Genomic DNA, 24,503 nt, shown 5'->3' on the forward strand with positions numbered 1-24,503 from the left:
TAGTAAGCGATCGGTCGCAATGGGTCATGACCGGCCTTGAGCCGCACGTCGCCATCCGCCTGAAGCACATCTTCCCGCGCATCCCCAAGGCTCAGACGGACGACTTCGTCTTCCCGAATGATCAGGCCCACTGTGCGGACCTGGACTGGTTTTGCTCCCGGTATCCGCTGGCAATGTCCGATGGCGATGTCGTGAGTTTGCGAGGTGGCCGGCTGGAGTTTGAGGCGACGCAGGCCGAGCTGGAGCGGATCCTCACTCCTGACTATGTGCCTCCGGCCTATCTGGGTTTGAGGCCAGGGCAGGTGGTGCGTCCCTATCAGGGGCAGGCTGTCGAGGTGGCGCTGCGCCGGAAGGGCCTGCTGCTCGGGGATGATCTGGGCCTCGGGAAGACTTACACCGCTGGCGCATTCATGCTCAAGCCCGGCACGCTGCCGGCTGCTGTGGTGGTGCAGACCCACCTGCAGGTGCAGTGGACAGAGAAGCTGACTGCCTTCACGACCTTGCGGGTCCACAAGATCAAGGGCACCAAGCCATATGATCTCCCGCCGGCGGATGTCTACATTTTCAAGTACAGCCAGCTATTGGGCTGGGTCGACTTCCTGAGGACTGGCTACTTCAAGACGGTGATTTATGACGAGGTTCAGGAACTGCGCACCGGTAGCGCGAGCGGGAAGGGTAGCGCCGCCCACGTGCTTTCTGACAACGCGGAGTTCCGGATTGGCCTTAGCGCCACGCCGATCTACAACTACGGCACCGAGATCTGGAACATCATGCGCGCTATCGACAGTGCGGTCTTGGGACCGACGGGGGACTTCACCAGGGAGTGGACCGACGGCACCGGTGCCATGAAGGATCCGGAAGCGCTTGGCACCTATCTCCGCGAGCAGCACGTGTTCATCCGCCGGACCAAGCGGGACGTGGGACAACAGGTGCCGCCGATTAACCGAATTGTGGAAATTGTGGACACGGACGAGAAGGCCATGCAGGACATGGCGAAACTCGCCCAGGCGCTTGCGCTGAAGGTCACCACCGGCTCATTCACGGAGCGTGGGCAGGCTGCCCGGGAACTCGATTTGCTGGCTCGGCACACAACAGGGGTGGCCAAGGCGCGATCGGTTGCCGCCTACGTCCGAATCCTCCTCGATGCGGATGTCCCAGTGTTGCTCATGGGATGGCACCGGGACGTCTACGACACCTGGCTCAAGGACCTGGCTGAGTTCAAGCCGGTGATGTACACCGGCAGCGAGTCGCCCACGCAAAAGGAAGAGGCTAAACGGGCCTTCCTGGCCGGCGAGACGAATCTGTTCATCATGTCGCTCCGGTCTGGTGCTGGTCTGGATGGGCTGCAGCATCGCTGCTCCACCGTAGTCTTCGGTGAGCTGGATTGGTCGCCCAAGGTCCACGAGCAAATCATCGGTCGGCTGGACAGGGAGGGTCAGGAGGAGCAGGTAACCGCCATCTACCTGAACAGCGAGGATGGCTCCGATCCGCCGATGGTGGATCTCCTTGGCCTGAAGGCCTCGCAATCCACCGCGATCGTGGATCCAGGCAGGCTGTTCGAGGCTGTCCATAGCGATGCGTCCCGCATCAAGCTGCTGGCGCAGCAGTTCCTGGGCAAGAAGCGAGCTCAGCCCACGCCGGTCACGGAACCCGAGTTTGTCCTTACCTGAGACAGATGCCAGACCTCTCTTTTGTCGTTTTCAACCCGCCGGGCCATGGCCAGCCATACCTGGTGCCGTCCTCCGCGTTCGACATCAAGAGCGTGGAGCGCCTGCGGTGGAAGCACGGCGATGTCATCACCTCGGAGTTCAGGAAACCCAGGAGTGGGCCGCACCACCGGCAGGTGTTCGGGGGTTTGCTCCGCTTCGTCTTCGAGGCACAAGAGCGGTTTGACACCCCTGAGGCGCTGCGATGCTTCCTGACGCTCAATACGTCCTTCTGCATCGAGTGCGTGGATCAGGCCACTGGGCAGGTACTGCGTTTTCCTCGCTCCTGGTCATACAGGGAGATGGATGAGACTGAGTTCAAGCAACTGAAGGAAGAGTTGCTGCCCGTGATCCTGAAGGAATTCTTCCCGCATGAGGGCATAGATTGGCTGAAAGCATCAGTAAATCAGCAGGCTTTCATGGATGGCTTGATGTCGTTCTTCTAGAGCATGGAAATAGTCTACGGCGACTAGATCAGATTGGCGAAGTTGAAGCAGGCCGGGCATAATTGCACTTGGGTTTCTGGTCCAACAGCGATACCGGGTCCTAACACTGGGAGGATACTCAGATGACCAACAACGAGCCAGTTTTTCCGATCCTGCCGCCCGATTGGGATGGATCGCCGCCGGCGAACATCGTCAGCCCCTTCTTGCCGCAGCCTGCGCCGTTTAGCCAGGCGTTTATGCTTGAGCAGTCGCTGTTCCAGCATCCGGTACCAGGAAGCACATTCTCGCTGGAGCAGGCATTCCAAAGCCCGTCCCTGCCAACCAAGGTATTCAAGCCACCTGTGATTGGGCAAACGATCACTGTGGATGGGAAGATCTTTACGATTGGGGCGCAGGTTGGCGGCGGTTGGTTCGGTAGTGTCTATACGTGTTCGGATGAATGGAACAACGCTCTGGTGGCCAAGGTTTTGGTGCCTAAGGATCAAACGTACGAGCAGGTACGTGAGAACTGGATGCGAGAGCTAAAGAACCTGCTGCATCTCCGGCACCCAAATATTACCTACGTGCATGCTGCGTTCGAATGGGAAGATACTTTTTACCTGATTATCGAACGCTGCACGTGCACGCTTGACCAACTGATCAGCTATCAAGGCCTTCAGCCGGATGCATGGATTCCCCACGTTGGGAGGGATATCTTGCAGGGGCTTGACTATATTCACGATCAAGATTATGTCCACAAAGATATTCATCCAGGCAACGTTTTCGTAGCGCAGACGTTTGATAGGATGGTCCCGGGCAAGGAGCCGGTTTGGTCATACAAGATAGGTGATCTGGGGATATCCCGTCTCGAACACGAGATCAACGTTTTCAACACGGTGCTCGCGGAATGGATGATGCCACCAGAGGCCCTGGATCCGATGCAGTTCGGAATCGTAGGGAAGCGAACGGACATCTACCATGTCGGCTTGCTGCTGCTGGCGCTACTGTTTAACAGGATGCCAACTTTCTCGCATCAAGATATTCTTGCGGGTGTGCCGCGTCAGATGGCAGAGAACCACCCATCGAGGTTCGGCCGGGTGATTGCTAAGGCGCTGCGCCGTCATGTTGCGGATCGCACAGGGTCCGCAATGGAATTTTGGCGAGAGATCCGCGCTGCGATTTGAGCGCGGCGTTGCCGGAAGTAATAGCCCCTCCCCGGGGCATTTTTTTGATCCTAAATAGCCACAAAGGACTAAACATAGCCTATAATGGATTGGTTAGAAAACATCTTCGATCCTAGTCCATATGAGCGAATTCCAGCCGATTACAAAGCCAGAAGACCTCTCTGGTCTGGACGACAACGAGATGGTGAGCGGGTACTGCTCTGGCTATTGCGGTGATGCCGAGCCTGGTAGCGACAAGTCCCGCGCATTCTGGCATGGCTGGCGAAATGGCGCTGTCGACGGCGGCCACCGGCAGATGGATACGGCCCAGGCCGAGCTCGCGCGCTGCCTGGTTGCACAACAGAGGCTTCATTAGGGATGGCGAAGAAGGAAGCCACGGCGGACGAGTGCGCCTACATGGGGCGGGTCGCTGCCCTCGGCTGCGCTGTCTGCCGGCGGCTTGGCTTGGGGCCAACCGCTGCCCTGGTGCACCACCAACGCACAGGCCAGGGCAAGATGCGTGCAAGCCATTACAGAACCTGTCCGTTGTGTCCTCCTCACCATCAGTTCAGTGGATTCGGTGTCCATGACATGGGCCGGCCCCAGTTCGAGCGCATGTACGGCTTCAGTGAGGTCGATCTAGTCGAAGAAACGCGCTTTATCCTCGCCCGGTATTTGCCGGCCGAAGAGTTGGCGGCAGCCTGACCCGGGGGAACATTGATGCAGAGTGAAACGGTAGGGCGGAGTAGTCGCACAAAGCGGCCTGACCTGGCGAACCTCACCTGGTTTGCCCGGACGCCGGAGCGCCCCCGCAGGACTCGGCCGGCGACAGAATCCACGGATGAGATTGTCCGGAAACGGATGGTGGCCGCCCGCAACTTGAACCGGCTTGACCAGAAGGATGCAGCCAAGCTGCTGGGGTACAAGAACAGCGCGCCGCTCTCGAAGATCGAGGGTGGCCAGGCGAAGATGCCGAAGGGCTTGCTGGTCAAGGCATCGATCGCATATGGGGTGTCAGCCGATTTCCTGCTCGGCTTGTCCGACGAGCCCGAGCGCGACCCGCGCACCGCCGAGCATATGGCCGTGATCCGTTCCGTGGAGGAGTCTGTCCGCCAGCATACCCATCACATGGCGACTGCCCTGTTGCGGAATGCCGCCGAGTCTGTCCCGCTGGAGTTGCATCTCAAGCAGATCATCGAGACAGCGCACCGTGCGGCCGAGGCTTTCGATACCGTCTGTCGCAAGAACCCTGAGTTCCAGGATGACGTTGTGGCCGGCTCCCGGCTGCAGGCTGCCATGGATTCCTTGGTAGATGCGATCGGCAAGTCCAACCAGTACATGGAGCGTCGGTCCAGGCTCACCGAGGTCAAGCTTGATCTGGCCGTCGACGGGATGAGCATGCCCCTGTTCGCTGACAGTGAGACAGAGGAGGGATGATGCTGGATTTCCTGCTGAACGCACTCAAGTGGTACGGGATAGTAGTTGGCAGCGTCTTTGGGTTCATGATCGCCTTCGTGGTGGTCATGCTCCTGGTCTTGTCCATATCGATCCGGGCTGCCTCTCCCCGCCAGGTCATCTTGGTAGTCCGAGAGCAGGGGGAAGGGAAGCCCAGAGGCTTGAAGAAGGCGACGCGAGTGAAAACGCAATTAGCCGCCACTCAGGGAACCGAACAGAAGGTGGTTGATTGACCGCTCCCGCTAAGAAGACCCCGAAGAGGTCCGCGACTTCCCGGAAACCCGTGGAAGGGAAGAGCGCTGTCTCGAAGGCTAGCGTACCGAGGAAGGTGCCTCCGGCAAAAGCAAAGTCCCCTGAGGACGTGAAGCGCGTCCGCCAGGCCGCCGCTCAACACGCCCGGGAGGCGAGGACCGAAAAGAGAAAATCCCTCGCAGTTGCTATCGCGGCGGATGAGAGTATTGACCCATACCAAGGCCTGCCTGAACGGCAGCGCCGCTTCGTTGACGAGTACCTCATCTCGCTCAACGGCACCGATGCCTATAAGAAGGCCGGTTTCTCCGTCAAGTCTGACAAGGTCGCTGGGGTCAATGCCTGCAAATTACTAGCAGACCCTAGGATCGCTCGCGCCATCGATATCCGAAAGAAGGCACGCCAAGAGCGTACTGAGATCAGCCAGGACGTTGTCCTCAAGCACCTGATGGGCGTCGCCTTCGGGGATGCCAACGAATTGGTGGAGTTCCGCCGTCGCTGCTGTCGATACTGCTGGGGGATGGGCTACCGATACCAGTACACCCCTGCGGAGTTCGAGAGCGTGCTTGTGGCACATCAGCGTGCCTGTCGCGAGGCTGAGAAGGAAGACAAGCCACTGCCTCCAGAGCCTGATGAGCGTGGCGGCGTGAACTTCGACGGACGGAAGGCTCCCAATCCCGACTGCCCGGAATGCTTCGGTGAAGGCCGGGGCTACGTCTTTGTGCATGACACCGGCAACCTCCCGCCCGAAGCCCTGGCGCTGTATGCCGGCGTGAAGGAAGGGAAGGAAGGTATCGAGGTCAAGACCAAGTCTTCCGACAAGGCCATCGAGATGTTGGCCAAGCACGTGAACTTCTACGAAGAGAAGGTGCAGGTCAACGTGACCACCGCCACGCCGCAGGAACTGGACGCCATCTACAAGAAGCGCATGGAGGAGACTGCCAAGCAGGCTGCCTCAGTTGCGCACCGGTCCACCCGCCCGAAGACTGAAGACTGACCGCCAGTGATCGGTACTCGCTGGCCCTGTATTTCCATACGCATATTCCTAGCCACATACGCCTATTTTTAGTACACTGCTTCGGTGAGTACTAACTGGAGACGCATGTGGGAAAGGCTTTCATTGCGCTGGTGGTTGGGTTGGTTGTCGGCGGCCTCGTAGGGGGATCGCTCTATGAGTCGGCATGGCGGAAGGACTGCCAGCAGCTTGGCTGGCATCGTAGCGACAAGCACGGTGCATTCGAGTGCCGCCCGACCGCCCAACCCGAGAAATCCTCGTGGAGGGTGGCATGAGTGCGCAGCACACGCCCGGCCCTTGGGAGGGAAAAACCGCCGACGGTGCTTGGTTTGGCGACCACATGTGGGAAGCCACACACCACACAGTCGGCCTGACCCAATCCGTGGCGGTGCATCGTCAGGGCAGAGTGATTGCCCTTGTCGTTCGCGAGGATTGGGACGATGCCTCACTCGAGGCGGACGCAAATCTCATCATCGCTTCTCCGCTGCTTTTGACTGCAGCTCGCGCAGCAGTGGAACTCCTCCGCCGGCAGGGCTGGTTGCCTACGTCGACCGACCCCGAGGCCGTTCTATTGCGGCAACTGTGGGCCGCCATTGCCGTTGCTGATGGACAGCAACCGAATGAGCCAGAAGCCCCGCAACACCTTCTTGTCTCCCATCACCATAAGGACTGATCATGTGGTTTCGCAACCTGACAGTGCATCGCCTGTCCTCGTTCGCTTTCGGCCCCAGCCAGTTGGCTGAGGCCCTTGCAAAGCATGCATTCGCCACCGCCGGGGGCCTTGAGATGCAGGCTCAAGGGTGGATCTCGCCGCGCGACAACGGCGAGCTGGTGCATGCCGTGAACGGGCAGATGCTTATTGCGCTCTGCATCGAGAAGAAACTCCTTCCAGCCTCGGTCGTCAAGGAGGTTGTAAAGGCCCGTTCAGCGGAGCTCGAAAGCCAACAAGGCTTCAAGCCTGGTCGGAAGCAGATGCGGGAGTTGAAGGAATACGTCACGGAGGAACTGCTTCCCCAGGCGTTCCGCGTCCGCAGTGTCACCCGGGTTTGGATCGATGCAGCGAGCGGCTGGCTAGTGATCGATGCTGGGGCTGGTGCAAAGGCCGACGCCGTGCGCGGGATGTTATTCAAGTCCATTGACCCGCTGCCGCTGGTCAACCTGCACGTCAACCATTCGCCGGTTGCCGCGATGACGGATTGGCTGGCCACGGACGAGGTCCCAAATTCCTTCACCATCGACCAGGATGTCGAACTGCAATCATCTAGCGAAAGCAAGGCCACGGTTCGCTATGCCCGCCACCCGGTCGACGCGGACGATATGAGCCGCCACATCGCCGCCGGCAAGCGCTGCACGCGCCTGGCGATGACCTGGAGCGACCGCGTGTCCTTCATCCTCACGGATGACCTCACTATCAAGCGTGTAGCGCCGCTGGACGTGCTCAAGGAAGCCAAGGATGCGACCGGCGACGCTGACGACGCTTTTGACGGCGATTTCCTGCTGATGGCCAGCGAGTTGGCGCTGCTGCTGGGTGACCTGGTGGGGGCACTCGGTGGCGAGCGTGTCGAAGCCGCTACCGGCCAGGCCACCGAAGCAACGAGCGAGGCGCTGTTATGAGTTGGCGCTTTGTCTATCGGGTGCTGCCGGTGCTTGTCATCCGCACTGATCGGCTAATCCCCGCGCGCTTCCAGGGGTACAACCTTGGCCCCGTCATCCTGCTGCGGCCGACTGCTCGGGCGGCGCTGCTCGAGCATGAGCTCACGCACAGCCGCCAGGTGTACCGCACGCTTTTCCTGATGGGGGCGATCTACTACCTGTCCAAGCGGTGGCGGCTCCGGTGGGAGGCGGAGGCCTATGCCGTTCAGTGGAAGGCTGGTGACTCGCTTGCCAACCTTTCCACCTTCCTGGCCAATAACTACCACCTTGGGATCAGCGTCAGCGAGGCGCAGCGCGCCATCCTCGGTGCCGCCCTCGGGCTTGCCGGCGGCTTCGGCGAAGCCTAGACGGGAGAGCAACAGTGATGGAACTCCAAGGAAAGCACATCGACACGCTCGTCGCTCTCGTTGAGCGTGGCCCGTTAGATGACGGCGACGTACCAAGTAAGTCAGGCCGCGATGACTTGATCGACAGCGGGCTTGCCGTCCGGGTCGTGGTTAATGGGGCCGACGGCCATACGGCAGCAACCTATGCCGGGCGCGATGCCTACGCCGAGCATTTCGGAAACGCAGACACGATCAAGGAGGCAAAGGCGTTCCGCCTGGCTGGCCGGGCAATCAACAGCGCGTCCTACACATCGAAAGGGGCTGGACATGAATGAAGCCAAAGAGCTTGGCGCGCTATCGCCGGAGGAGATGGTCTCCGTCCACCTGCTGCGGGAGGTCAAGCAAGCCCTCGATGACGTGCACGGGGTTTGCCAGGAATATGGCTGCCCGCAGGGTGCCACGGTCGCAGATTGGCTGCGGGACAAGCTCGCCGCTCCTCGGACGATCGCGGCCCGCTCTATCTCGCCAGTGGCCATCGAGTGGACTAGCCCGGACGGCACGGACGCGCTCTTTGCCAGCCAAGACATCACGGGAGCGGTCGAGGCAGTTTTGGTACGCCTGGATCCCGGGCATGAAGGCTACGACGGTGGTCCCATCTATCGTCAGACCTGGTTCTCGATCGTCACCAATGGGTTCATCTGCAGCGCAACCGGGACCCGGCTTCCCAACGTGACCGGATGGGCTCTTGCCGTGGATTCTAGCAAGGAGGTGAGCCATGGCTGAGCACGAGATCCCGAGTGAGTTGCACGGCGCTGTCATGAACCTGTCGTGCACGGTTCCCGCCGAGTACGAAGATGCAGCAGTCAAGATGGGATATCGCGTGGGGCATCGCGACGCGCGGCATGCCGCCGCTGAACTTGTTGCTTCATCACGAGCGGAGCAGGCCGAGCGACCGGTTCCTGAGAAGGACATGCACGATGGGTTTGGCATCCCTATGTCAGACACCTTGCAGAATGCTGTCCACCGCGTCTATTTCCGTGCGGGCCTCCTGGTTGCGCGCGCGGACTTGGCGCGCTTTGTCGGGCTGCAAAACCCCGATGTGGCGGCGTCGATCCGCGCTTTCTGGTGGCGCGATTTGAGTGAAGATCCCGGAACGCCGCGCCTGCTTAAATGGGATGAAATTGCCGACGGCGGGGAAGAAGGCCCATGGACGGCAAAGGAGGTCAGTCCTAGCGTGGAGGCCCTGCCGATCGCGCTGCAGTTCCTCGAGGGCATGCCAGGCGAAGTGCCGCTCGAAGCATTGCCCCTCACGGAACCCGTGACTGTCGCGAAGGCTCTGCTCGCCGGAGAGCGGGCTCGCGTCGTTCTGGACAACGGCGTAGGCCCGAAGGCAACTGTGCACCTGGTGAACATCGGGCTGACCGGGTGGGTTCATACGCAGCCCACCGCAGCGGCATATGCGGAAGGATACAACGCCGGGTCCAGCGCTATGCGCCGAGCCATTGCGGGACCCGAGCAGCGGCTCCGCGCCAAGGCCGCATCTGCTGGCATTGATGGGCAGGCGAATGTCGAGGCCGCTGCGAAGGCTGCGCGCCATGTCTACTGGCTGCCGGCCTTTCCCGACGACGACTGGGAGCAAGCGTCTCAGACTACAAAGCAGAAATGGATCGAAGTCGCCCGCGCCGCCCTCAACTCTGCTCCCTCGGCGTGTGGGACGTGCGGCGATGGTATCCAGCCTGACACACAGACTGGAACGACATGTTCGTGCGCGTCGCAGTCCGCTCGCCCGGCACCTGTCAGCCGGGCGCATAAGTCGGTGCGTAAGGACACCTTATGGGATGTCGCAGTCAAGTTCTCGGAGTCACGCGGCTATAGCAGCCCGCAGTTGGCTATATCGGCGGCTCCTGATCTCCGTGCCCCGTCTGCTCCCATCAATGAGGGTGGCAGCGAGCCGGTAGCGTGGGCAATCTTCACCGCCGAGGGGAACATCAGGATCTGGTCGGCAAGTAAGACCAATGTCGAAGCCGTGGCAGAGAAGAGTGACTTGGCTCTGACGCCGCTCTACGCCGCCCCGCAAGCGAGCGCCAAGGCGCTGACGGAAACCGTGCATTCGAAGCTGAAGGAGCTGATCGGAATGCAGTCCGAAGGCGAATGGGATGACTCCATGATTGAGTCCGACGCGCGCAAGTTCACGGATGCATTGATGCCCATCCTGGCCGCAGAGCAGAGCAGCGAGGACATGCTTGAACGCCTTCGCAATCCGATGCCTCCATTCGGCATGCTAGTTCGCACGCTGCGAATCGTCTCCGGTTCGTTGCTCATGGATATGGCGAAAGACCTGCAACTCGCGCCCTCCGAACTTAGTGCATACGAATGTGGCAGGAAGCCCATCCCAGAAGAACTTCCGCGCCACGCCGCAAATTATTTTGAACGGGAAGGTATCGGAGGAACTTTGTCTGCTCTGAGCAGGGCGCGCCGAGTCAGCATCCGCGGCGCAATCTCCAAAGGAGAGGGGAAGTGAGCGACATACGACAACTACCCGCGCCACTCGAAACCAGCCGACCAGCGCCGAAGCGTATCGTGCGCCCGTGCGAATGGCAGCTTGTCAGTGCCGTTCAAGCCCTGGAAACACAGATGGGCTCCGTTGAGGCTTACAACCGGCTGTGCGATGCGGCGCGGAACCTGAAGCAGAAGATAGACGCCGGCCAGGGCCATGCCCAGCACGCGATGTGGGCAACCGACCCGAAGTGGATTTATCCCGCAGGAGGGGAATGAGATGAGCGCCATGACTGAGAGCGCAGAGCGGCTGGAGCGCGAGGCTTTTGAGGCTTGGTTTGAAAGTTGGCGTCGCAGCACTTGGCGGCCGCTTCCGTCTGATCCTCGCATTGAGTGCCCGGCGCATTGGAACACTGCCGCAAGGTGGCATATGGAGATTGCATGGAAAGCCGCACGCCGAGCCCCAGCGGAGGCCAGGTCATCGGAGATAGAGAGCATGCTGGAACAGCCCGTACGCTTCGATTTTGAAGGTTTCCAGCGATCGTTATCAGCTACGGTCGTGGCGCGGAATTTGACGTGGAAGCAGGTCGCCGAGGAAACGGGGGTAAGCCAGACGACGTTAAGTCGGATAGCTCACGGACGGAAGCCTGATGGTCCTAGCCTCGCGGTGTTGATGTACTGGGCCAATCTGCCGTTGTGCGATTTGGTCAGTCTACCCGCCCCGAATATGGCGGGGGCATACGACCGGGAGGCTCAAGGGAGCCGGATGACTCGTATGCCCCAATATCAATTCAACGAAGACTGGGCGAAGCGCATGGGTGCTCATACGCCTCTTACCGAATGTTCGGTTCTAAGCTACGTGAATACACTTCTCGCCCAAGGGTTGGTACCCGCCTCGCGGCCGGCGTGCGCAGCCTGCGGAGGCAATGATGGCGACATTCCTTGCGCATACCCGGATGGCACGCATCGCAGTTGTCTCCGCGCTGAGCAGCATATCGCGGTAGAGCGTGGCGGCGATATTGCGGCTGGCCTGTTCCTGCGCACCAAAGGCAGCGGCTGGAAGGAAGTGCAAAAGACCTTCGCCGGGCAGCCGGACGTGGTGACTCTGTATCACGCGGCGGGTTGGCCGAGCGCTACTGAGGCGCAACCCAGCGCCACAATGCGCGGCTCGCAGATCCCAGCCGGCCTCCAACACGGCGCGGGAGCCTATGCGCGCTGCTCGTACTGTGGTCGGTACTCAGACAACCCCAAATCCCTGTCGCGTGAGAGTTTTCCTTGCGACTGTGGGGAAACGCACGGCTGGTGCGGCTCGTTTGTGAAGCCCAACGCCGAATCGAAGTGGAGCGAGGCGGGCATCATGGCGCGCCCCGCAATTGCCAAAGGAGAAGCAGAGTGAAGAAAACCGCTGTGGTTTCCGAGTGCGGCACTTACCGCTACCGGCTCGGCCGGCGCTGGGACGATGGCCCGGCTATGCTGTTCGTGATGCTCAACCCATCAACGGCAGATGCCGAGCAGGACGATCCGACCATCCGAAAATGCATCGGGTTTGCCACGAGGAAAGGGTTTGGCGCTGTCGAGGTGGTCAACCTGTTCGGGTACCGCGCGACCAACCCCGCCGACCTGAAGGCGGCCGGCTATGACAGCGGGCCCGAAAACCAGCGTGCCATCACCGATGCGGTGCGCGAATCGATAGACGAGGGTGGCGCTATCGTCCTTGCCTGGGGAGCAAACGCGCGCGGACTAGCGGCTCCGGTAGTGGTGCAAGGCATTGTCCGTGGGATGGGCGCCAAGGCGCACGCACTGCGGCTGCTGGATGACGGCACGCCTGCGCATCCTCTTATGCTGCCATATTCGTGCGAACTGGTTGAGGTGGCCGGCGCTGGTGCCATGGTGGAGTAGCGCGATGGCTGAGCAACTGAATCTTGATGAGCTGGAGCGGCTGGCGAAGGTGGCTACCGAGGACTTTCAGGCCCGCGTGCAGCCGTGGATGATGGCTTGCTTCGGCGCGGAGATCTCAGCCGATGCGCAGGAGCGCAACCATCGGTTCCTTGAGGAAGCACTAGAACTGGTGCAGGCGTGCGGCGCGACGCAAAGCGAGGCCCACCAGCTGGTCGATTACGTCTACGGCAGGCCGGTAGGAGAGAAGGTACAGGAGGTCGGCGGAGTCATGGTGACGCTGGCAGCGCTGTGCCTGGCACAGGACCTGGACATGCACGCCGCCGGCGAGACTGAGCTCGCGCGCATCTGGACCAAGGTCGAGCAGATTCGGGCGAAGCAGGCAGCAAAGCCAAAGCACTCTCCGTTGCCGCAGCACGTTTCCGGGCTAGACATCTACAAGAGCGGCCGCTATTGGCTGAAGAAACCAATTCAAGAGATCGAATAATGAAAAGCCCAACCTTTGCCCCAGCATACCTGTCGTATTTCCCCATGCTGGCGGAAGTAGCGCAGAAGCACGGCTATGCCCTGGCCGCGCACGGCAGCCTTGTTAGCGATTTCGACCTGGTAGCGATCCCTTGGAAGGCGGAGGCCTCGTCAGCCGAAGAGCTGATGCGGGCAATTGCCAAGTACGCAGACGCATGCATGGATCTGAAGGATGGCCACGGCGTGCCATTGCACGTGCGAGAGCGGAAACCGCACGGGCGCGTGTCCTGGTCCATCCAATTAGGCAATGGCGCGTACATCGATCTGAGCGTCATGCCGCTGCTTGCCACCCACTCCCCGTCTCCCGTGCAGTCACAGGCTCGGGCGTGCGGCTGCCACAAGTGCATCAGGGACAAGGACGACGCTTCTGGCATACCACTCGCATTGACGCGCATGGTTCTCTGCCCGACCTGTGGAAACAAGCGGTGCCCACGCGCCTCCGACCACGACCGTGCATGTACTGGAAGCAATGAGCCTGGCCAAGAGGGGAGCATCTACCCCAGGCCGCATTTTCAAGACTGACCTGGAGGTCCAAACCATGGATGCAGCAAGGCCACTACGGGTTTGCATACGATGCACTGGTCAGCACTCGGTGCAGCACTGCCCTTGGCCATCAGGAGATGACAAATAAAGGTTGGCGCAATCTAGTGCGGGGCTAAGTGAAAACACCTAGAAAATATATCTGCATGACGTTTTAATCACAAACAGGTGGTGTGCGCACTGCGGAAATATCGCCGGAAACCTAAGCGCCGTGCGGGTTTCCGGCCTGATTACCCATCCCGATGCAAAACGCGCTGGCGCTTGGAAAAGGAGATTAGCAAATTTCTTCGCGCGCGCAACTATTTGATCGGAACGCCTTTTTGGGGCGTTTGCAGAGTGGTCGAAATGCCCTTAAAGTCATCTCCACACCGAATCAAACAAGGGGAGTCACCGTGAAACAACAGGGCAAGAGCGAACGCTATTCGAACTCTGCCCCGTCTGACATGCGGGGTGCCGACTACCCAAGGGACGGGAGAACGATGCTGCGTCGACCGCGCTGTCAGCGAGACTAGCCCCTGATCCTCCATTCGACCCGGTGCCGCAGCCTTGTAGCCTAGCCGGCAACTGGGCCCATCGCAGTTCGACGCATTGAAAAACTGCTGGAATCAATAGCCATATGTGGCGCATAATAGTTCGATGATGCTATCGAGGAGGGATTCGCTTGAGAACCAAAATCGCTCATATCGCGGCGCTAGCGGCAATGGGGACGCTTGCTCACCAGCAGCGAGAACCCCAGAGCGCGCCACTGCCAGCACCAGTACCGCCGCGCGTTGAAATCAACCCGGAGCGCGTTCGACAAGCCATTCATGTCGTATGCCTTAAGCGCATGGGAAAGACCGCCACGTTCACCCGGGAGAACCTGCGTCGTCAGATCGAGTGGGTGCTGCCGCTGAGCGTGCCAGAACTCGCTCGCCTGCAGACTGACATCAACAAAATGGTTCATGAGGTCATCACCACGCAGCGGGAGGCCGGGCGGGTTCGCCGCGTCAAGAAAGGGCTGTACCGCTGGGTCGGAGGGCCGTTGGAATGAAGGTGCGTGGGTTTGAGGTGCCTGTAGAGATCAAAGCCGCTGCCTTGGCGCGCATGGAACGCGGGCCTTTCGTGGTGGCAGAGATTGTGCCCTTGGTTAGGAAGATGCTGCCTCCGGACCTTAGAGCTGACTGCACGGTGTTCCGGTTGAGCCATAGCGAAATTGCTGATCGCATCGTTGATCGCATTTTGCAGGGTGAGAAGAAGGCCGGCCGAGTTGAGAAGACTGGCCTATACCGCACCGGTTCGCCCATCTGGCGGTGGGTGTCTGAATGATGAAGGCGAGAAAATGACGTGTGACATAAGCGCCATGAGGGCAGCGGCAGAAGCCGCCATAGAGCATGGTGAAAAAATCGGCGAAACCGCCTGGTACGAGAAGGGCTCGCTGCAGGGCGTGACCTGCGACATCATCGGTGAAGACGATGACGCCCATATCGCGGGATGCTCGCCGGTAACGATCCTGGAATTGATCGCCAGGGTTGAGCGCGCGGAGGCAGCCGCCCGTGCATTGATTCACTGGTACAAGCCGGAAGTCGAAGGACTCAAGGCAGACTACCACCCCTATGACACGTTGATGATGCCCGTGGCCGACTTCGTCAAGGCTGAGATGGATTCGGGGCCTCAGGGACAACTCGACCTTTCCCCCGATCGAGGCAATACCGCACGGGTGGCGTCATGAGGTTCAATTTCCGTTGCACCAATGTCGATGTTTGCCTGGCCATGGTCCAGCATTTCGTGGGGATAGGCGACGTGAACATTGCCTGTGCCGACATCTTCAGCGCAGGCCGTGCAGATGCGATCGTGAGCCCAGCAAATAGCTACGGCTACATGGATGGGGGAATCGACCTGGTCTACATCCGGCGCTTCGGGTGGGATCTGCAGACGCGTCTGCAAATGTTGCTTAGGGAACGCCACGGCGGTGTGCTGCCCATCGGCCAGGCCGTCGCAGTGCCGACCGGGGACCCCGAGATCCCGACCATGATCAGTTCGCCAACTATGGTGCGCCCTAGTCCTGTTCCGCTGTCTCAAAACGCCTACCTTGCGACCCGGGCCGCATTGCTTATAGCTCGGAAGTTGGGGGTTGAAATCCTGCTTGGCACCGGCATGTGCACGCTCACCGGCCGCATGGCTCCGGCAGAGAGTGCGGCTCAGATGCGGAAAGCGTGGGATGAGGTGATGGTGCGGCCGGTATGACGGACCTGGAACTGATCGAGGCAGCAGCGCAGGCAGCTGGTTACGAGACGCAGCGGTACCGCGTGCGCGAGCTCGAAGTAGTGTACGTGCGCGAGGACGGCGGCGAGTGGGAGTACTTCGACCCGCTACAGGACGATGCCCATGCTTTCCGCTTGATGGTCAGGATGGCACGGCGGGTAGCCAGCAATGGGGGCAATTTCTCGTGTGCTTTCGCTGAGGTTGATGGCGATCGTGCGAAGGTGCGTCGATCGCTCGCCACGGCTGTTGCTGGACGGAAGGGACTCCAATGAAGGTCGAGATGGGAAAGATCCCGATCACCATTTCCCTGGACGCGCCGAAGGTCGGCGATGTGTTGCGCGCGAAGGGCGGCCGGGGAGATACGCGTTTCTGGCTAGTAGCCGCTGTCGCCAATCAGACCGCGCACGTTCTGGGTTTGGACCGCGAAGGGAACATCGTCAGCACTGCTAGTTACGGTGTTCATGCGCTCGCCGGCCGTGAGATAGTTGGCGCGGTCGAGGACTTCGCGGAAATGCGCCTCAATATCAAATGGGAGACTGTCTAAGATTCTGCGTCTCACGCAGAAACGGGTACGCCTTAACCCAAACCGGTGATGACGATTACGGAAAGTTGCGCCGTTTGAGGCGCCCCCGGTATAACAGAATGGTGGAGTTGATAACCACCGCTGGCGACTTCGACAGCGATATCGAATCCACGAGTAGTGCCGGCAGCAAAGACGCTTCCTGAAGACCCCCGCTGGCTGGGCTTTGTCGATCGCTATGCGTTCGATCTGACGCGCTTCGCAATTGAGGTGTGCGGGATGACCTGCACACATCAACAGATCGACCTCTTCGAATCCATCAACCCGGCCGGCTCAAGGACGTCTGTTTCATCCGGACACGGCACCGGGAAGACGAGAGCCATTGGTATCACGGCGTTGTGGCATCTGCTGTGCTACTTCCTCAGTAACACGATGCTGACCGCGCCGAAGATAGAGCAGGTCCGCAACACAGCTTGGAAGGAGATCACCGATATCAAGGACCTGGTCCGCGCCGGCCCGCATGGGTGGATAGCGGACTACTTTGAGGTCGAGGCTGAGCGCGTCTACGTAAAGGGCTACAAGCAGCAGTGGTTCATCATTGCCAAGACTGCCCCGCGCGGCTCGCCAGAGAATCTGGCGGGTATGCACCGGGACTGGTACCTGGTGATAGCCGATGAGGCCTCGGGCATCCCGGACAACAACTACACGGTGCTGACGGGCGCGTTGACAGATGCCCGCAACCGGATGTTGCTGACGAGCCAGCCGACGCGAAACGTGGGGTTCTTCTACGATACGCATCACTCCCTGTCGAAAGCGGAGGGTGGGCCGTGGAATGCCCTCGTTTTCAACTCGGAGGAATCGCCTCGGGTATCGGACGAGTTCATTCGGGACAAGAAGCTCGAGTACACCGATGTGGAGTACCAGATCAAGGTGCTCGGCCGGTTCCCCGAGAACATGGACGGTTTTCTGCTGGGGCGCAGCCAGCTCGAGGCTTGCTTCGACAAGGAGGTAATCGGGGACGGCCTGCTTTATGGCTTTGTCGCTTCGGCTGACGTAGGGGCCGGCGAATACCGGGACAAATCGATTCTGGTGCTAGCGAAGGTGTCCGGCTATGGTGATTTCGGGCCGGACGCGAGACGGGTGCAGGTATTTGGTATCCCCATCATCACGAACACTCGAATCATTCAGGACTTCACTGGTGACGTGTTTCACCAGGTCGCTGAAATTGAGAGCGCGACCACCCTGGTTGATGCCGGCGGCATGGGGGTGGCGGTCTGCCAGGGTTTAGAGACAAAGGGCTTGCCCAATGTCATACGGGTGAAGTGGGGTAATTCCTGCTTCGGTACGAAAAACAAGGAGCGCTTCTTCAATCTGCGCGCGCAGGCCATGGTGCATGCATCTCGGGCGGCCAAGGAAGGCCGGCTGGGCATTGTCTCAGGGCCCTGGCGCAAGGACATTCTGGATCAGGGGTCCCGCATCCCCTACCACTTTGATGAGAAGGCGCGCTATGTCATAGAGAAGAAGGAGGATATGCGGGCTGCCGGTATTCCATCTCCAGACATCTGGGACGCAATCTGTTTCCTATTCCTGGAAGACGCCAACTACATCATCGCTGAGTCAAGTTCGACTCCGGAGGTGGTGACGAAACGCGACGAGGCAAGGAAGGAGGCCGAGGATATGTTTGCGCATGCTTAACCCCTCTTCATGGGGGGATGCGGTCAGACATAAGTGAGTCCAGAATACCCACCGATGGCTAAAAATAGTCGCCTAAAAACGGTGACACAGACAAAAGCATAGGAGTTTTTGATGGATCAGAAGACGGACGACTCCCCCATCTATATCACCGGAGACGTGGCCAAGCCCATTCTCCTGGCTATCGAGAAGGTGGTTGCCAAGGCTGCAAAGGACGGGGTCAGCGCTAGTGTCGAGGAGGTCGGCGATACGCTTGCAGACGGGTTGAGCAACACCGACGAGGCAGGGCGTATTGAGATCCTCCGCGCAATATCGGAAATGCTGATTCACAACTTCGAAGGGTTCACGCTCAGGCCATCTGAGTGCTGATCCGCTTCAAAGGATAGGGCGAGAGGGGTCTTACCTATCTGGCAGCAGCGAAAGAGCCTCGAGACATGAGCTTGGGGCTCATTTTTTTTGCCCCAAATAATGCGTATATGGCTAAAAAAATGCTTGATAAAATAGCCACATATGCATAATATCCAACCGTCACTTGTCAGGACTTCTAAGGGGAGACGGCTGATGGGCTTCAAGCATACCGCAACCGGGGATACCGTCCCTGGGCTTGGAAACAGGAGGTAAGGCGATGTTCCTTGCTTGCTTCATCAGTTCGCTCGCCCTTGCCCTTGTTGTCACCGCCATCACCAGGCCACGCACTCTGAACAGCGCCGTCCTGGAGATCGGGGTCGTGACCGTGACAGCCCTGTTTTCGCTGTATTGCGCTGCAACGGCCTTTCACTGGGCCTTCCCGCATGCACCAGGTTTCTAGTCAAGCTCAGCAGGTAGAACAGCATGAAGAAAGTCACCGGAACTAACGCCCGCGCCCGTTGCAAGCTGCAACCGCAATCAATGCGCACCGAGCCGTATTACGTGAGCCATAACCAGGTCACCAAGGACGAACCGCGCCCTGGCTGGTACTGGCGGCGCGCAGCGCGGCTGAACGGAAGGCTGCTGTCGGTGCCCCACGGGCCGTATCTGCAGCAGTGCGAAGCAGCCTCGGCATCGCAGCGCGATTGACCCATGACTGACGATGCGTTGTACGCGAAGGCCGTCGCCGTGGTGCACGAACGCCAGATCGCATCTATCACCCTGGTCGAGCGCTGCCTGAAGATCCCCTACGCGGTAGCCATGTCCCTGATGGATCGGATGAGCCAGGAGACCACGTTTGTTCGCAGGCTCCCAACGGGGCTGTTCGAGTACACGGCAAATGCCCTGGCGGCAGAGAACGCAACGCTTCATAGGCGGGTACAGGATCTTGAAAGCCAACTCGGGATTTGTCGCGAGGCGCTAGCGGATGCCGAGCGAGAGCTCGCTGCTGCAAATCGGGAACTGTCATGCCATCGCTGACGACTGTGCCCACGAAAGGGGCCTATCAAGGCTTGTGCAACCGATCAGCCTGTCTTGCGCCTGGTGCGGACTGGTTTAACCGTGGCACCCGAGCCTACTACTGCGCTCACTGTGCCCAACTCATCAACACTGCGGCACATGGCGACCTCGATGCCGGGGAATTGCCGCTCTGTGCGCGCGTCACGGAAGAATCCAACAATGAATGAAGAGATGAAGCCCGGTGCGCAGGCACTGACCGTTGCCAGATGGACCGGATCGGTCTCCCAGCACGCCAATGGCGGGTTTGTCGCGGTCAGCGACTACATGGCGTTGGCGAGCGAGCATGACAGCTGGAAGCGCATGTACGAGGACGCCGTCCGCAGCCTAGCTTGCATTGATCAGGCTCTGGGCATCCCGGCTGACGAGGCGGGCGGTGCCGCGCCGATCCTGGCGGAAATCGAGCGCCTGAAGGAAGGAGCGAAGGTGGCCGGAGTTGATGCCAAGCACGAGGCCCTGGAGCTCACTGCGCGCTCCATTGCTCACGGCAACGCGAATGAGTGGGCTGCCCAAGATGGAAAGGTCGGTTCTCTGATCGAAAGCGAGTTCTACCCGTTCATCGAAACGGACGTTGCCGCCTACACCGGCGATGATGCTGACGATGAGCGCTTGCGCGCTTACCTCGCGGCAGCCAACCCAAACACTGTCTTGGAGCTCTTCGATTGCGTTCGCGCGGTCCGGGCTAGTGCTCAGGCCACGGTCGCGCGCCCGCTGATGGATGCGAAGTACGGAAACGAGGGATATCACCCGTTCGCGGTTGCATCCATGCCGAAGCTGGGGCTGACGGACGATTTCGCGGGAGACAACGTGCACTTGGTTCGATGCATTGAGGCCCTGATTTCGCTTGATGCGAACGGCAGTTTAGTGCCGCACGGCATAGGCTGCCATGCGCGCACGCTGCTATCCGCATCGGCAGTACGGCTCGCCCGGCAGGAGCGCGCATGATCCACCGCGAATACAAGACGTTCGGCTTCTGCTGCGGCCTGGGCGGCGGGGCCAAGGGCTTCAAGAAGGCTGCTTCCCAGGTGGGCAACATGATCGCGACCTGGCGCTGCATCGGCGGCATCGACGTCGACCCGGCAGCGGCGCGCGACTTCGAGCACCTCGTTGGCGTGCCGTGCACAGTGATGGACCTGTTCACCCGGGCGATGTACACCGCCTTCCACGGCAAAGAGCCGCCGGCGGGCTGGCGCGAGGCCACGGCCGCCGACGTTCGGCGTGCCGCCGGCAACGAGACGCCCGACTGCGTGTTCATCTCGTCGCCCTGTAAGGGCGCGTCCGGTCTGCTGTCCGAGGCGCTCAGCCGCACACCGAAGTACCAAGCTCTGAACGAGCTGACCCTGCGCTGCGTGTGGCTGATGTGCGAGGCTTGGAAAGACAAGCCCGTCAAGCTGATCGTCTTCGAGAACGTGCCGCGACTGGCCACGCGCGGGCGGCACTTGTTGGACCAGATCAACCAGATCCTGCGCCACTACGGCTATGCTGTGAATGAGACTACGCATGACTGCGGCCAGATCGGCAAGCTGGCCCAAAGCCGCAAGCGCTTCCTGATGGTTGCCCGGCACATGGAGCAGGTCCCGGCCTTCCTCTACGAGCCTGAGATTCATCGCCTGCAGGGCGTCGGTACCGTGCTGGGCCGCATGCCGCTGCCTGGCGATCCGGCCGGCGGACCGATGCACCGCGTGCCGTCGCTGCAGTGGAAGACCTGGGTGCGGCTGGCGTTTGTTGAGGCCGGTAGCGACTGGCGGAGCCTGAACAAGCTGGCGGTGGAGAACGGCCACCTCAGCGATTACCTGATCGTGCCCGAATATCGCGACGGCTACATGGGGGTGAATCGATGGGACGAGCCCAGCGGGACCGTCGCTGGTCGTAGTGGGCCGACGAACGGCACGTTCAGCGTTGCGGATCCCCGTTTCGCCAAAAGCGCGAAATGGAATGACGGCCATGCCTACGGCGTGCTGCCGTGGGACCAGCATACGAACACCATCGCTGCGCAGCAGATGCCAGGCCAGGGCTACTACACCGTCGCGGACCCGCGTCACGCTGGCCCGGCCAAGCACAATAACGAGTTCCGGATCGTGCCGTGGGGCCACGCCGCCGGCGCAGTAACCGGCGCCCACGGCACCGGCCAGTGCGTGCAGGACCCGCGCGCGTCGACCGGCTTCGAGGGCGCGGGCAAGTACCGCATCACCGGATTCGACGAGCCGGCCGGCACGGTCATCGCTCGCAGCGATACCGGCCAGGGCGCTTATGCCGTGGCGGATCCCCGCCCGGGCATGCGGCGCGAGCGCGGCGACCACTACCTGACCGGTGGCCACTATGGCGTGGTGGGCTGGGAACAGCCGAGCGGTGCGGTGTCTGCTGCTGCTGGCCACGACAACGGCCGGTGGTCTGTGGCGGACCCGCGCCTGCCTGCGGCGAACGACAAGCTGATTGCGATCATCCGCGCGCTGGACGGTACCTGGCACCGCCCTTTCACTACGTTTGAACTGGCCTGCCTGCAGTCGCTTGTTGAGCCCGAGGAATATCTCGAGTTGGACGGGCTGAGCGATCAGGCCTGGCGCGAGCGCATCGGCAACGCTGTGCCGCCGGACGCCGCGTGCGCGATCGCCGAGGTGATGGGCACCACCCTGCTACTGGCCGAGACCGGCGAGACGTTCATGCTGTCGGCCATGCCGGTGTGGGTCCAGCCCGTGGCCGTGGCGCTGTCGGTGGCGCAGCCTGCGGAGGTCTCATGATGGGTAGTCAAAAGCTCTTGAATCAGGGCTGGTTGGACCACAGCCCCGTCCGCAAGCCCCGCGCCGGCCATATCGGTGAACAGGTCTTTGCGGAGCGGTGGCGCGAGTTGATGGCGAGCGTTCCCCTGCATGGAGAGGGCCATCCCAACGAGATGCTCGAGACGATCCTGCGCAATTACCACAAGGACCAAGTCGATCAACGCGATGCTACTGTGGCTGCAACGGTGGTCTGCTGGCTTGGCTGCAATTGCGGTCGGGCTATCCTGTACATCGCGAAGCGATTGAAAGAGCTCGGGGCTGGACCCGAGTCATACCTGTATGCCTGGGCAGGAGAAAACCGGAGGTCTTTGGGGATCAATCGTGGCTACAGGACGATCGAATACATGCTTGCCCCTGACGACCACTTTGGGCGGCAATGGCCACATGAATCAGAGTTGAGCCTGGTTCGTCGCCCGGAAATTTCAGTCAATGACCTTGAGGTCGCGGAGCACCTCTTTGCCTGGTTCAGGACTGGCGACGGGGAGGCATGGATCGCAGAGTCTGAGCGGGAAGTAGACCGCCGCCAGGCGGAGGCCTACAGGCTCGGGCACGACAAGTGGCGCGCAGAAGCTGTTTGCCTAGGACCACTAGCCGAGTAAAGTTTTTGTTGAAAAATATGCATACATGGCTATACTTAGGCCAATACGAATTCTGCTTCGTTGGTGAAGGCCTCCTCGGCCGTGGGGCACCGCCGAACTGCAGGAAGATTGGCCGGTCGTAAGCGGCCCCGAGCAATCCACCGTATTGCACATGCGGCCCGCGCAAGCGGGGAGTCAAACGTCCGTCTCCTACGGCAGCCCGAAAGGACAGGGTAATGTGCAGTGTCCTTGATAGTCGGCCGCGCCGCCGTGCATCGAAACGCCGGCGCGGCCAGTCTGTCACCAATCTCGGTAAGCACATTCAGCGAGTGCGCTTACCGAGACTGGATGGTGACCCTTCAAGACGGTCTCTTTAAATGTCTACCAAGGGCGCAGTGGTTCGCTTGAGACACGAACCCGACTGGCCGGCGTAACCGGCTACAGAATGCACCCCGAGAGGGCCGCGCTGCAGCAGTACGCAGCAATCCGAATGACTGCCGTGGTGGGTGGTCGCTAGGTAGGTCCGACACAAGACTCAGCTAGCGCACCTCTCGCTTGCTGGCGCGGCTGACAGCGAAAAGTCGGCCACCTGTTGCAAGATGGCTCCGCCGCAGGAGTCTGACGCATCGCCGGACGAGAGTACCCGGCTGGAATTCCTGATCGCCACCAGTAGCCGGGTCGCCACCGGCGAAGGAGAAGAGGTGGCAGCGAGACGGTAGCGTGCGGGGCGCAAGGCCCAATCCGTGACTAGCCGGGGAGAGTACCGGCATCTTCAAGCGTGCGGCTGCCCCGAGCGGGGTATCCCGCGATTCCAGGCCACACACCTATGTGCGGCCGCACACTTGAGGGTGAGAACACGTAGCGCGTGAATGGACTGGTCCTCCGCGCGGCAGATAGAGAACCGCGACGAGCCGGAGTAGCGACCGGCCACCTTCAGCTTTCAAGTGAGCGTCCTGCTGTCCAGTGGGCGCGGCCAGAGATGGCGACAAGAGGTGGTAGCGCACCTCAGCAGCTAAAACGCAAATGAGCGATCCGGTGGGCCTTTGGCCACATGACTCCGGTAGCAGGGTTGGCACGCATAGCCTCCCTGCCTTGTTCCCGAATTGGCGACAGGTGCTCAGGGCGTTCACTTGATGGCATGCATGCGAATGCACCTTTCAGACAGGTATAGATTGGACTCTTGGCCTGGCAGTCGGTGGAAGCCCGACCCTTCATGCATCACCATCTCGGGGTCACGGGGTTGTAGCCGGACCTTAAACGACGGTCTGACCCGCGCCGGTGTGGTGATGCATGAGGGAATGCGCGGGCTGACGCGCGGCGGATGGAAGCGAACCGGCGGCGACGAATGTCCTGGGCCGTACCACGTAAGTGAGCAAAGCGGCGAATACAAAAAATCACCGCGTCCCTGTGCCGGGATCAGCGCCGGCCCCTCAGCCGCAAGCCCGGAGGCGGCGCGCAAGCGAAAAACACACGGGACGGATTAGCAGAGTGCGGGCGGACCGAAATGCCGTCGCTGGAATCGTAACCAGCACCTTCATGGATGTCTGTTTTCAGAGAAGTGACTCGCCCAAATATCATTGGGAAGGAGAACGTAACGTCCAGGGACATCCATGAGGGGCCACCTAGTCGTCAGCCCGTGGGCCGAGCAGGCAGGTGATATGCGGTGATCCGCGCCCTCTACTGTATGCGGGCTTGGCCGAGTGGTCAGGCAGCGGCCTTCCAAGCCGCCAACGCCGGTTCGAATCCGGCAGCCCGCTCCAAGAAACCTACCGCACAATAGGGCGGATGCTGGAACCCGTAACCAGCTCTTTCATGCATGGCGAT

General features: G+C 60.6%; 31 protein-coding genes and 1 tRNA gene. All 32 read left to right on the forward strand.

Annotation, left to right across the window (positions count from 1 at the left end; genetic code table 11):
- Positions 1–26: 26 nt before the first annotated feature.
- Positions 27–1,670: a DEAD/DEAH box helicase gene (locus RR42_RS06790; protein ID WP_052494483.1), complete on the forward strand. Its 1,644-nt coding sequence runs from the start codon at positions 27–29 to the stop codon at positions 1,668–1,670.
- 5 nt (positions 1,671–1,675) lie between these two features.
- On the forward strand, positions 1,676–2,152 hold the full coding sequence (locus tag RR42_RS06795) for a hypothetical protein (RefSeq protein WP_043345075.1): 477 nt from the start codon (positions 1,676–1,678) through the stop codon (positions 2,150–2,152).
- A gap of 122 nt (positions 2,153–2,274) precedes the next feature.
- The gene (locus tag RR42_RS06800) at positions 2,275–3,315 is read left to right on the forward strand and encodes a serine/threonine protein kinase (RefSeq protein ID WP_201777354.1); all 1,041 of its coding nucleotides are present in this window, start codon (positions 2,275–2,277) and stop codon (positions 3,313–3,315) included.
- 121 nt (positions 3,316–3,436) lie between these two features.
- Positions 3,437–3,670: a hypothetical protein gene (locus RR42_RS06805; protein WP_043345078.1), complete on the forward strand. Its 234-nt coding sequence runs from the start codon at positions 3,437–3,439 to the stop codon at positions 3,668–3,670.
- A gap of 2 nt (positions 3,671–3,672) precedes the next feature.
- On the forward strand, positions 3,673–3,999 hold the full coding sequence (locus RR42_RS06810; protein ID WP_052494484.1) for a Ref family recombination enhancement nuclease: 327 nt from the start codon (positions 3,673–3,675) through the stop codon (positions 3,997–3,999).
- 156 nt (positions 4,000–4,155) lie between these two features.
- Positions 4,156–4,731 (forward strand): helix-turn-helix domain-containing protein, encoded by a 576-nt coding sequence (locus tag RR42_RS06815; RefSeq protein ID WP_043345080.1) that lies wholly within the window; start codon positions 4,156–4,158, stop codon positions 4,729–4,731.
- Complete coding sequence (locus tag RR42_RS06820; protein ID WP_144409753.1) at positions 4,728–4,982, forward strand: hypothetical protein; 255 nt, start codon at positions 4,728–4,730, stop codon at positions 4,980–4,982. Before RR42_RS06815 ends, RR42_RS06820 begins: the two co-directional genes overlap by 4 nt.
- Before the next feature lie 128 nt (positions 4,983–5,110).
- Entirely contained in the window at positions 5,111–5,995 is an 885-nt protein-coding gene (locus tag RR42_RS06825) for a terminase small subunit (RefSeq protein WP_052494485.1), read from the forward strand.
- 289 nt (positions 5,996–6,284) lie between these two features.
- On the forward strand, positions 6,285–6,686 hold the full coding sequence (locus tag RR42_RS06830) for a hypothetical protein (protein WP_043345083.1): 402 nt from the start codon (positions 6,285–6,287) through the stop codon (positions 6,684–6,686).
- A 2-nt stretch (positions 6,687–6,688) separates the two neighbouring features.
- Positions 6,689–7,627 (forward strand): recombination-associated protein RdgC, encoded by a 939-nt coding sequence (locus RR42_RS06835; protein ID WP_043345085.1) that lies wholly within the window; start codon positions 6,689–6,691, stop codon positions 7,625–7,627.
- Positions 7,624–8,013 carry a hypothetical protein gene (locus RR42_RS06840; RefSeq protein WP_052494486.1) on the forward strand — a complete coding sequence of 130 codons (390 nt, stop codon included), beginning with the start codon at positions 7,624–7,626 and terminating at the stop codon, positions 8,011–8,013. Before RR42_RS06835 ends, RR42_RS06840 begins: the two co-directional genes overlap by 4 nt.
- Positions 8,014–8,030: 17 nt before the next feature.
- On the forward strand, positions 8,031–8,327 hold the full coding sequence (locus RR42_RS06845) for a hypothetical protein (RefSeq protein WP_043345086.1): 297 nt from the start codon (positions 8,031–8,033) through the stop codon (positions 8,325–8,327).
- The gene (locus RR42_RS06850) at positions 8,320–8,775 is read left to right on the forward strand and encodes a hypothetical protein (protein WP_043345087.1); all 456 of its coding nucleotides are present in this window, start codon (positions 8,320–8,322) and stop codon (positions 8,773–8,775) included. Before RR42_RS06845 ends, RR42_RS06850 begins: the two co-directional genes overlap by 8 nt.
- Positions 8,768–10,513, forward strand: coding sequence for a hypothetical protein (locus tag RR42_RS37610; RefSeq protein WP_052494487.1), 1,746 nt, complete (start codon positions 8,768–8,770; stop codon positions 10,511–10,513). Before RR42_RS06850 ends, RR42_RS37610 begins: the two co-directional genes overlap by 8 nt.
- Positions 10,510–10,767 carry a hypothetical protein gene (locus tag RR42_RS39475; protein ID WP_144409754.1) on the forward strand — a complete coding sequence of 86 codons (258 nt, stop codon included), beginning with the start codon at positions 10,510–10,512 and terminating at the stop codon, positions 10,765–10,767. The genes RR42_RS37610 and RR42_RS39475 overlap by 4 nt, the downstream gene beginning before the upstream one ends.
- Before the next feature lie 217 nt (positions 10,768–10,984).
- Positions 10,985–11,884 (forward strand): helix-turn-helix domain-containing protein, encoded by a 900-nt coding sequence (locus RR42_RS37615; protein ID WP_082054986.1) that lies wholly within the window; start codon positions 10,985–10,987, stop codon positions 11,882–11,884.
- Positions 11,881–12,387 carry a DUF1643 domain-containing protein gene (locus RR42_RS06865; RefSeq protein ID WP_052494489.1) on the forward strand — a complete coding sequence of 169 codons (507 nt, stop codon included), beginning with the start codon at positions 11,881–11,883 and terminating at the stop codon, positions 12,385–12,387. The genes RR42_RS37615 and RR42_RS06865 overlap by 4 nt, the downstream gene beginning before the upstream one ends.
- Before the next feature lie 4 nt (positions 12,388–12,391).
- Positions 12,392–12,871 (forward strand): hypothetical protein, encoded by a 480-nt coding sequence (locus RR42_RS06870; protein WP_236701989.1) that lies wholly within the window; start codon positions 12,392–12,394, stop codon positions 12,869–12,871.
- A complete protein-coding gene (locus tag RR42_RS39480; protein ID WP_144409755.1) occupies positions 12,871–13,431 on the forward strand; it encodes a hypothetical protein in 561 nt (186 codons plus the stop codon). The genes RR42_RS06870 and RR42_RS39480 overlap by 1 nt, the downstream gene beginning before the upstream one ends.
- 679 nt (positions 13,432–14,110) lie before the next feature.
- Positions 14,111–14,479 carry a hypothetical protein gene (locus tag RR42_RS39485; RefSeq protein ID WP_144409756.1) on the forward strand — a complete coding sequence of 123 codons (369 nt, stop codon included), beginning with the start codon at positions 14,111–14,113 and terminating at the stop codon, positions 14,477–14,479.
- Between the two features lie 162 nt (positions 14,480–14,641).
- Positions 14,642–15,157, forward strand: coding sequence for a hypothetical protein (locus RR42_RS06895; RefSeq protein ID WP_144409757.1), 516 nt, complete (start codon positions 14,642–14,644; stop codon positions 15,155–15,157).
- Complete coding sequence (locus RR42_RS06900; RefSeq protein ID WP_052494490.1) at positions 15,154–15,672, forward strand: macro domain-containing protein; 519 nt, start codon at positions 15,154–15,156, stop codon at positions 15,670–15,672. Before RR42_RS06895 ends, RR42_RS06900 begins: the two co-directional genes overlap by 4 nt.
- Entirely contained in the window at positions 15,669–15,962 is a 294-nt protein-coding gene (locus RR42_RS06905) for a hypothetical protein (protein ID WP_043345095.1), read from the forward strand. The genes RR42_RS06900 and RR42_RS06905 overlap by 4 nt, the downstream gene beginning before the upstream one ends.
- Positions 15,959–16,234 (forward strand): hypothetical protein, encoded by a 276-nt coding sequence (locus RR42_RS06910; protein ID WP_043345097.1) that lies wholly within the window; start codon positions 15,959–15,961, stop codon positions 16,232–16,234. The genes RR42_RS06905 and RR42_RS06910 overlap by 4 nt, the downstream gene beginning before the upstream one ends.
- 156 nt (positions 16,235–16,390) lie before the next feature.
- Positions 16,391–17,905, forward strand: a complete 1,515-nt coding sequence (locus RR42_RS06915; protein ID WP_043345100.1) for a hypothetical protein — start codon at positions 16,391–16,393, stop codon at positions 17,903–17,905.
- A gap of 111 nt (positions 17,906–18,016) precedes the next feature.
- A complete protein-coding gene (locus RR42_RS06920) occupies positions 18,017–18,271 on the forward strand; it encodes a hypothetical protein (RefSeq protein ID WP_043345102.1) in 255 nt (84 codons plus the stop codon).
- Between the two features lie 462 nt (positions 18,272–18,733).
- Positions 18,734–18,958: a hypothetical protein gene (locus tag RR42_RS39490; RefSeq protein WP_144409758.1), complete on the forward strand. Its 225-nt coding sequence runs from the start codon at positions 18,734–18,736 to the stop codon at positions 18,956–18,958.
- Positions 18,959–18,961: 3 nt separating this feature from the next.
- Positions 18,962–19,288 (forward strand): DNA translocase FtsK, encoded by a 327-nt coding sequence (locus RR42_RS06930; protein WP_043345106.1) that lies wholly within the window; start codon positions 18,962–18,964, stop codon positions 19,286–19,288.
- Positions 19,289–19,486: 198 nt separating this feature from the next.
- The gene (locus RR42_RS06935) at positions 19,487–20,269 is read left to right on the forward strand and encodes a hypothetical protein (protein ID WP_144409759.1); all 783 of its coding nucleotides are present in this window, start codon (positions 19,487–19,489) and stop codon (positions 20,267–20,269) included.
- Complete coding sequence (locus RR42_RS06940; protein ID WP_043345111.1) at positions 20,266–22,062, forward strand: DNA cytosine methyltransferase; 1,797 nt, start codon at positions 20,266–20,268, stop codon at positions 22,060–22,062. Before RR42_RS06935 ends, RR42_RS06940 begins: the two co-directional genes overlap by 4 nt.
- Positions 22,059–22,700 (forward strand): hypothetical protein, encoded by a 642-nt coding sequence (locus RR42_RS06945; RefSeq protein WP_043345113.1) that lies wholly within the window; start codon positions 22,059–22,061, stop codon positions 22,698–22,700. The genes RR42_RS06940 and RR42_RS06945 overlap by 4 nt, the downstream gene beginning before the upstream one ends.
- Before the next feature lie 1,665 nt (positions 22,701–24,365).
- A tRNA-Gly gene (locus RR42_RS06950) sits at positions 24,366–24,439 on the forward strand.
- Positions 24,440–24,503: the final 64 nt, after the last annotated feature.

This window comes from Cupriavidus basilensis, assembly GCF_000832305.1.
GTDB lineage: Bacteria > Pseudomonadota > Gammaproteobacteria > Burkholderiales > Burkholderiaceae > Cupriavidus > Cupriavidus basilensis_F.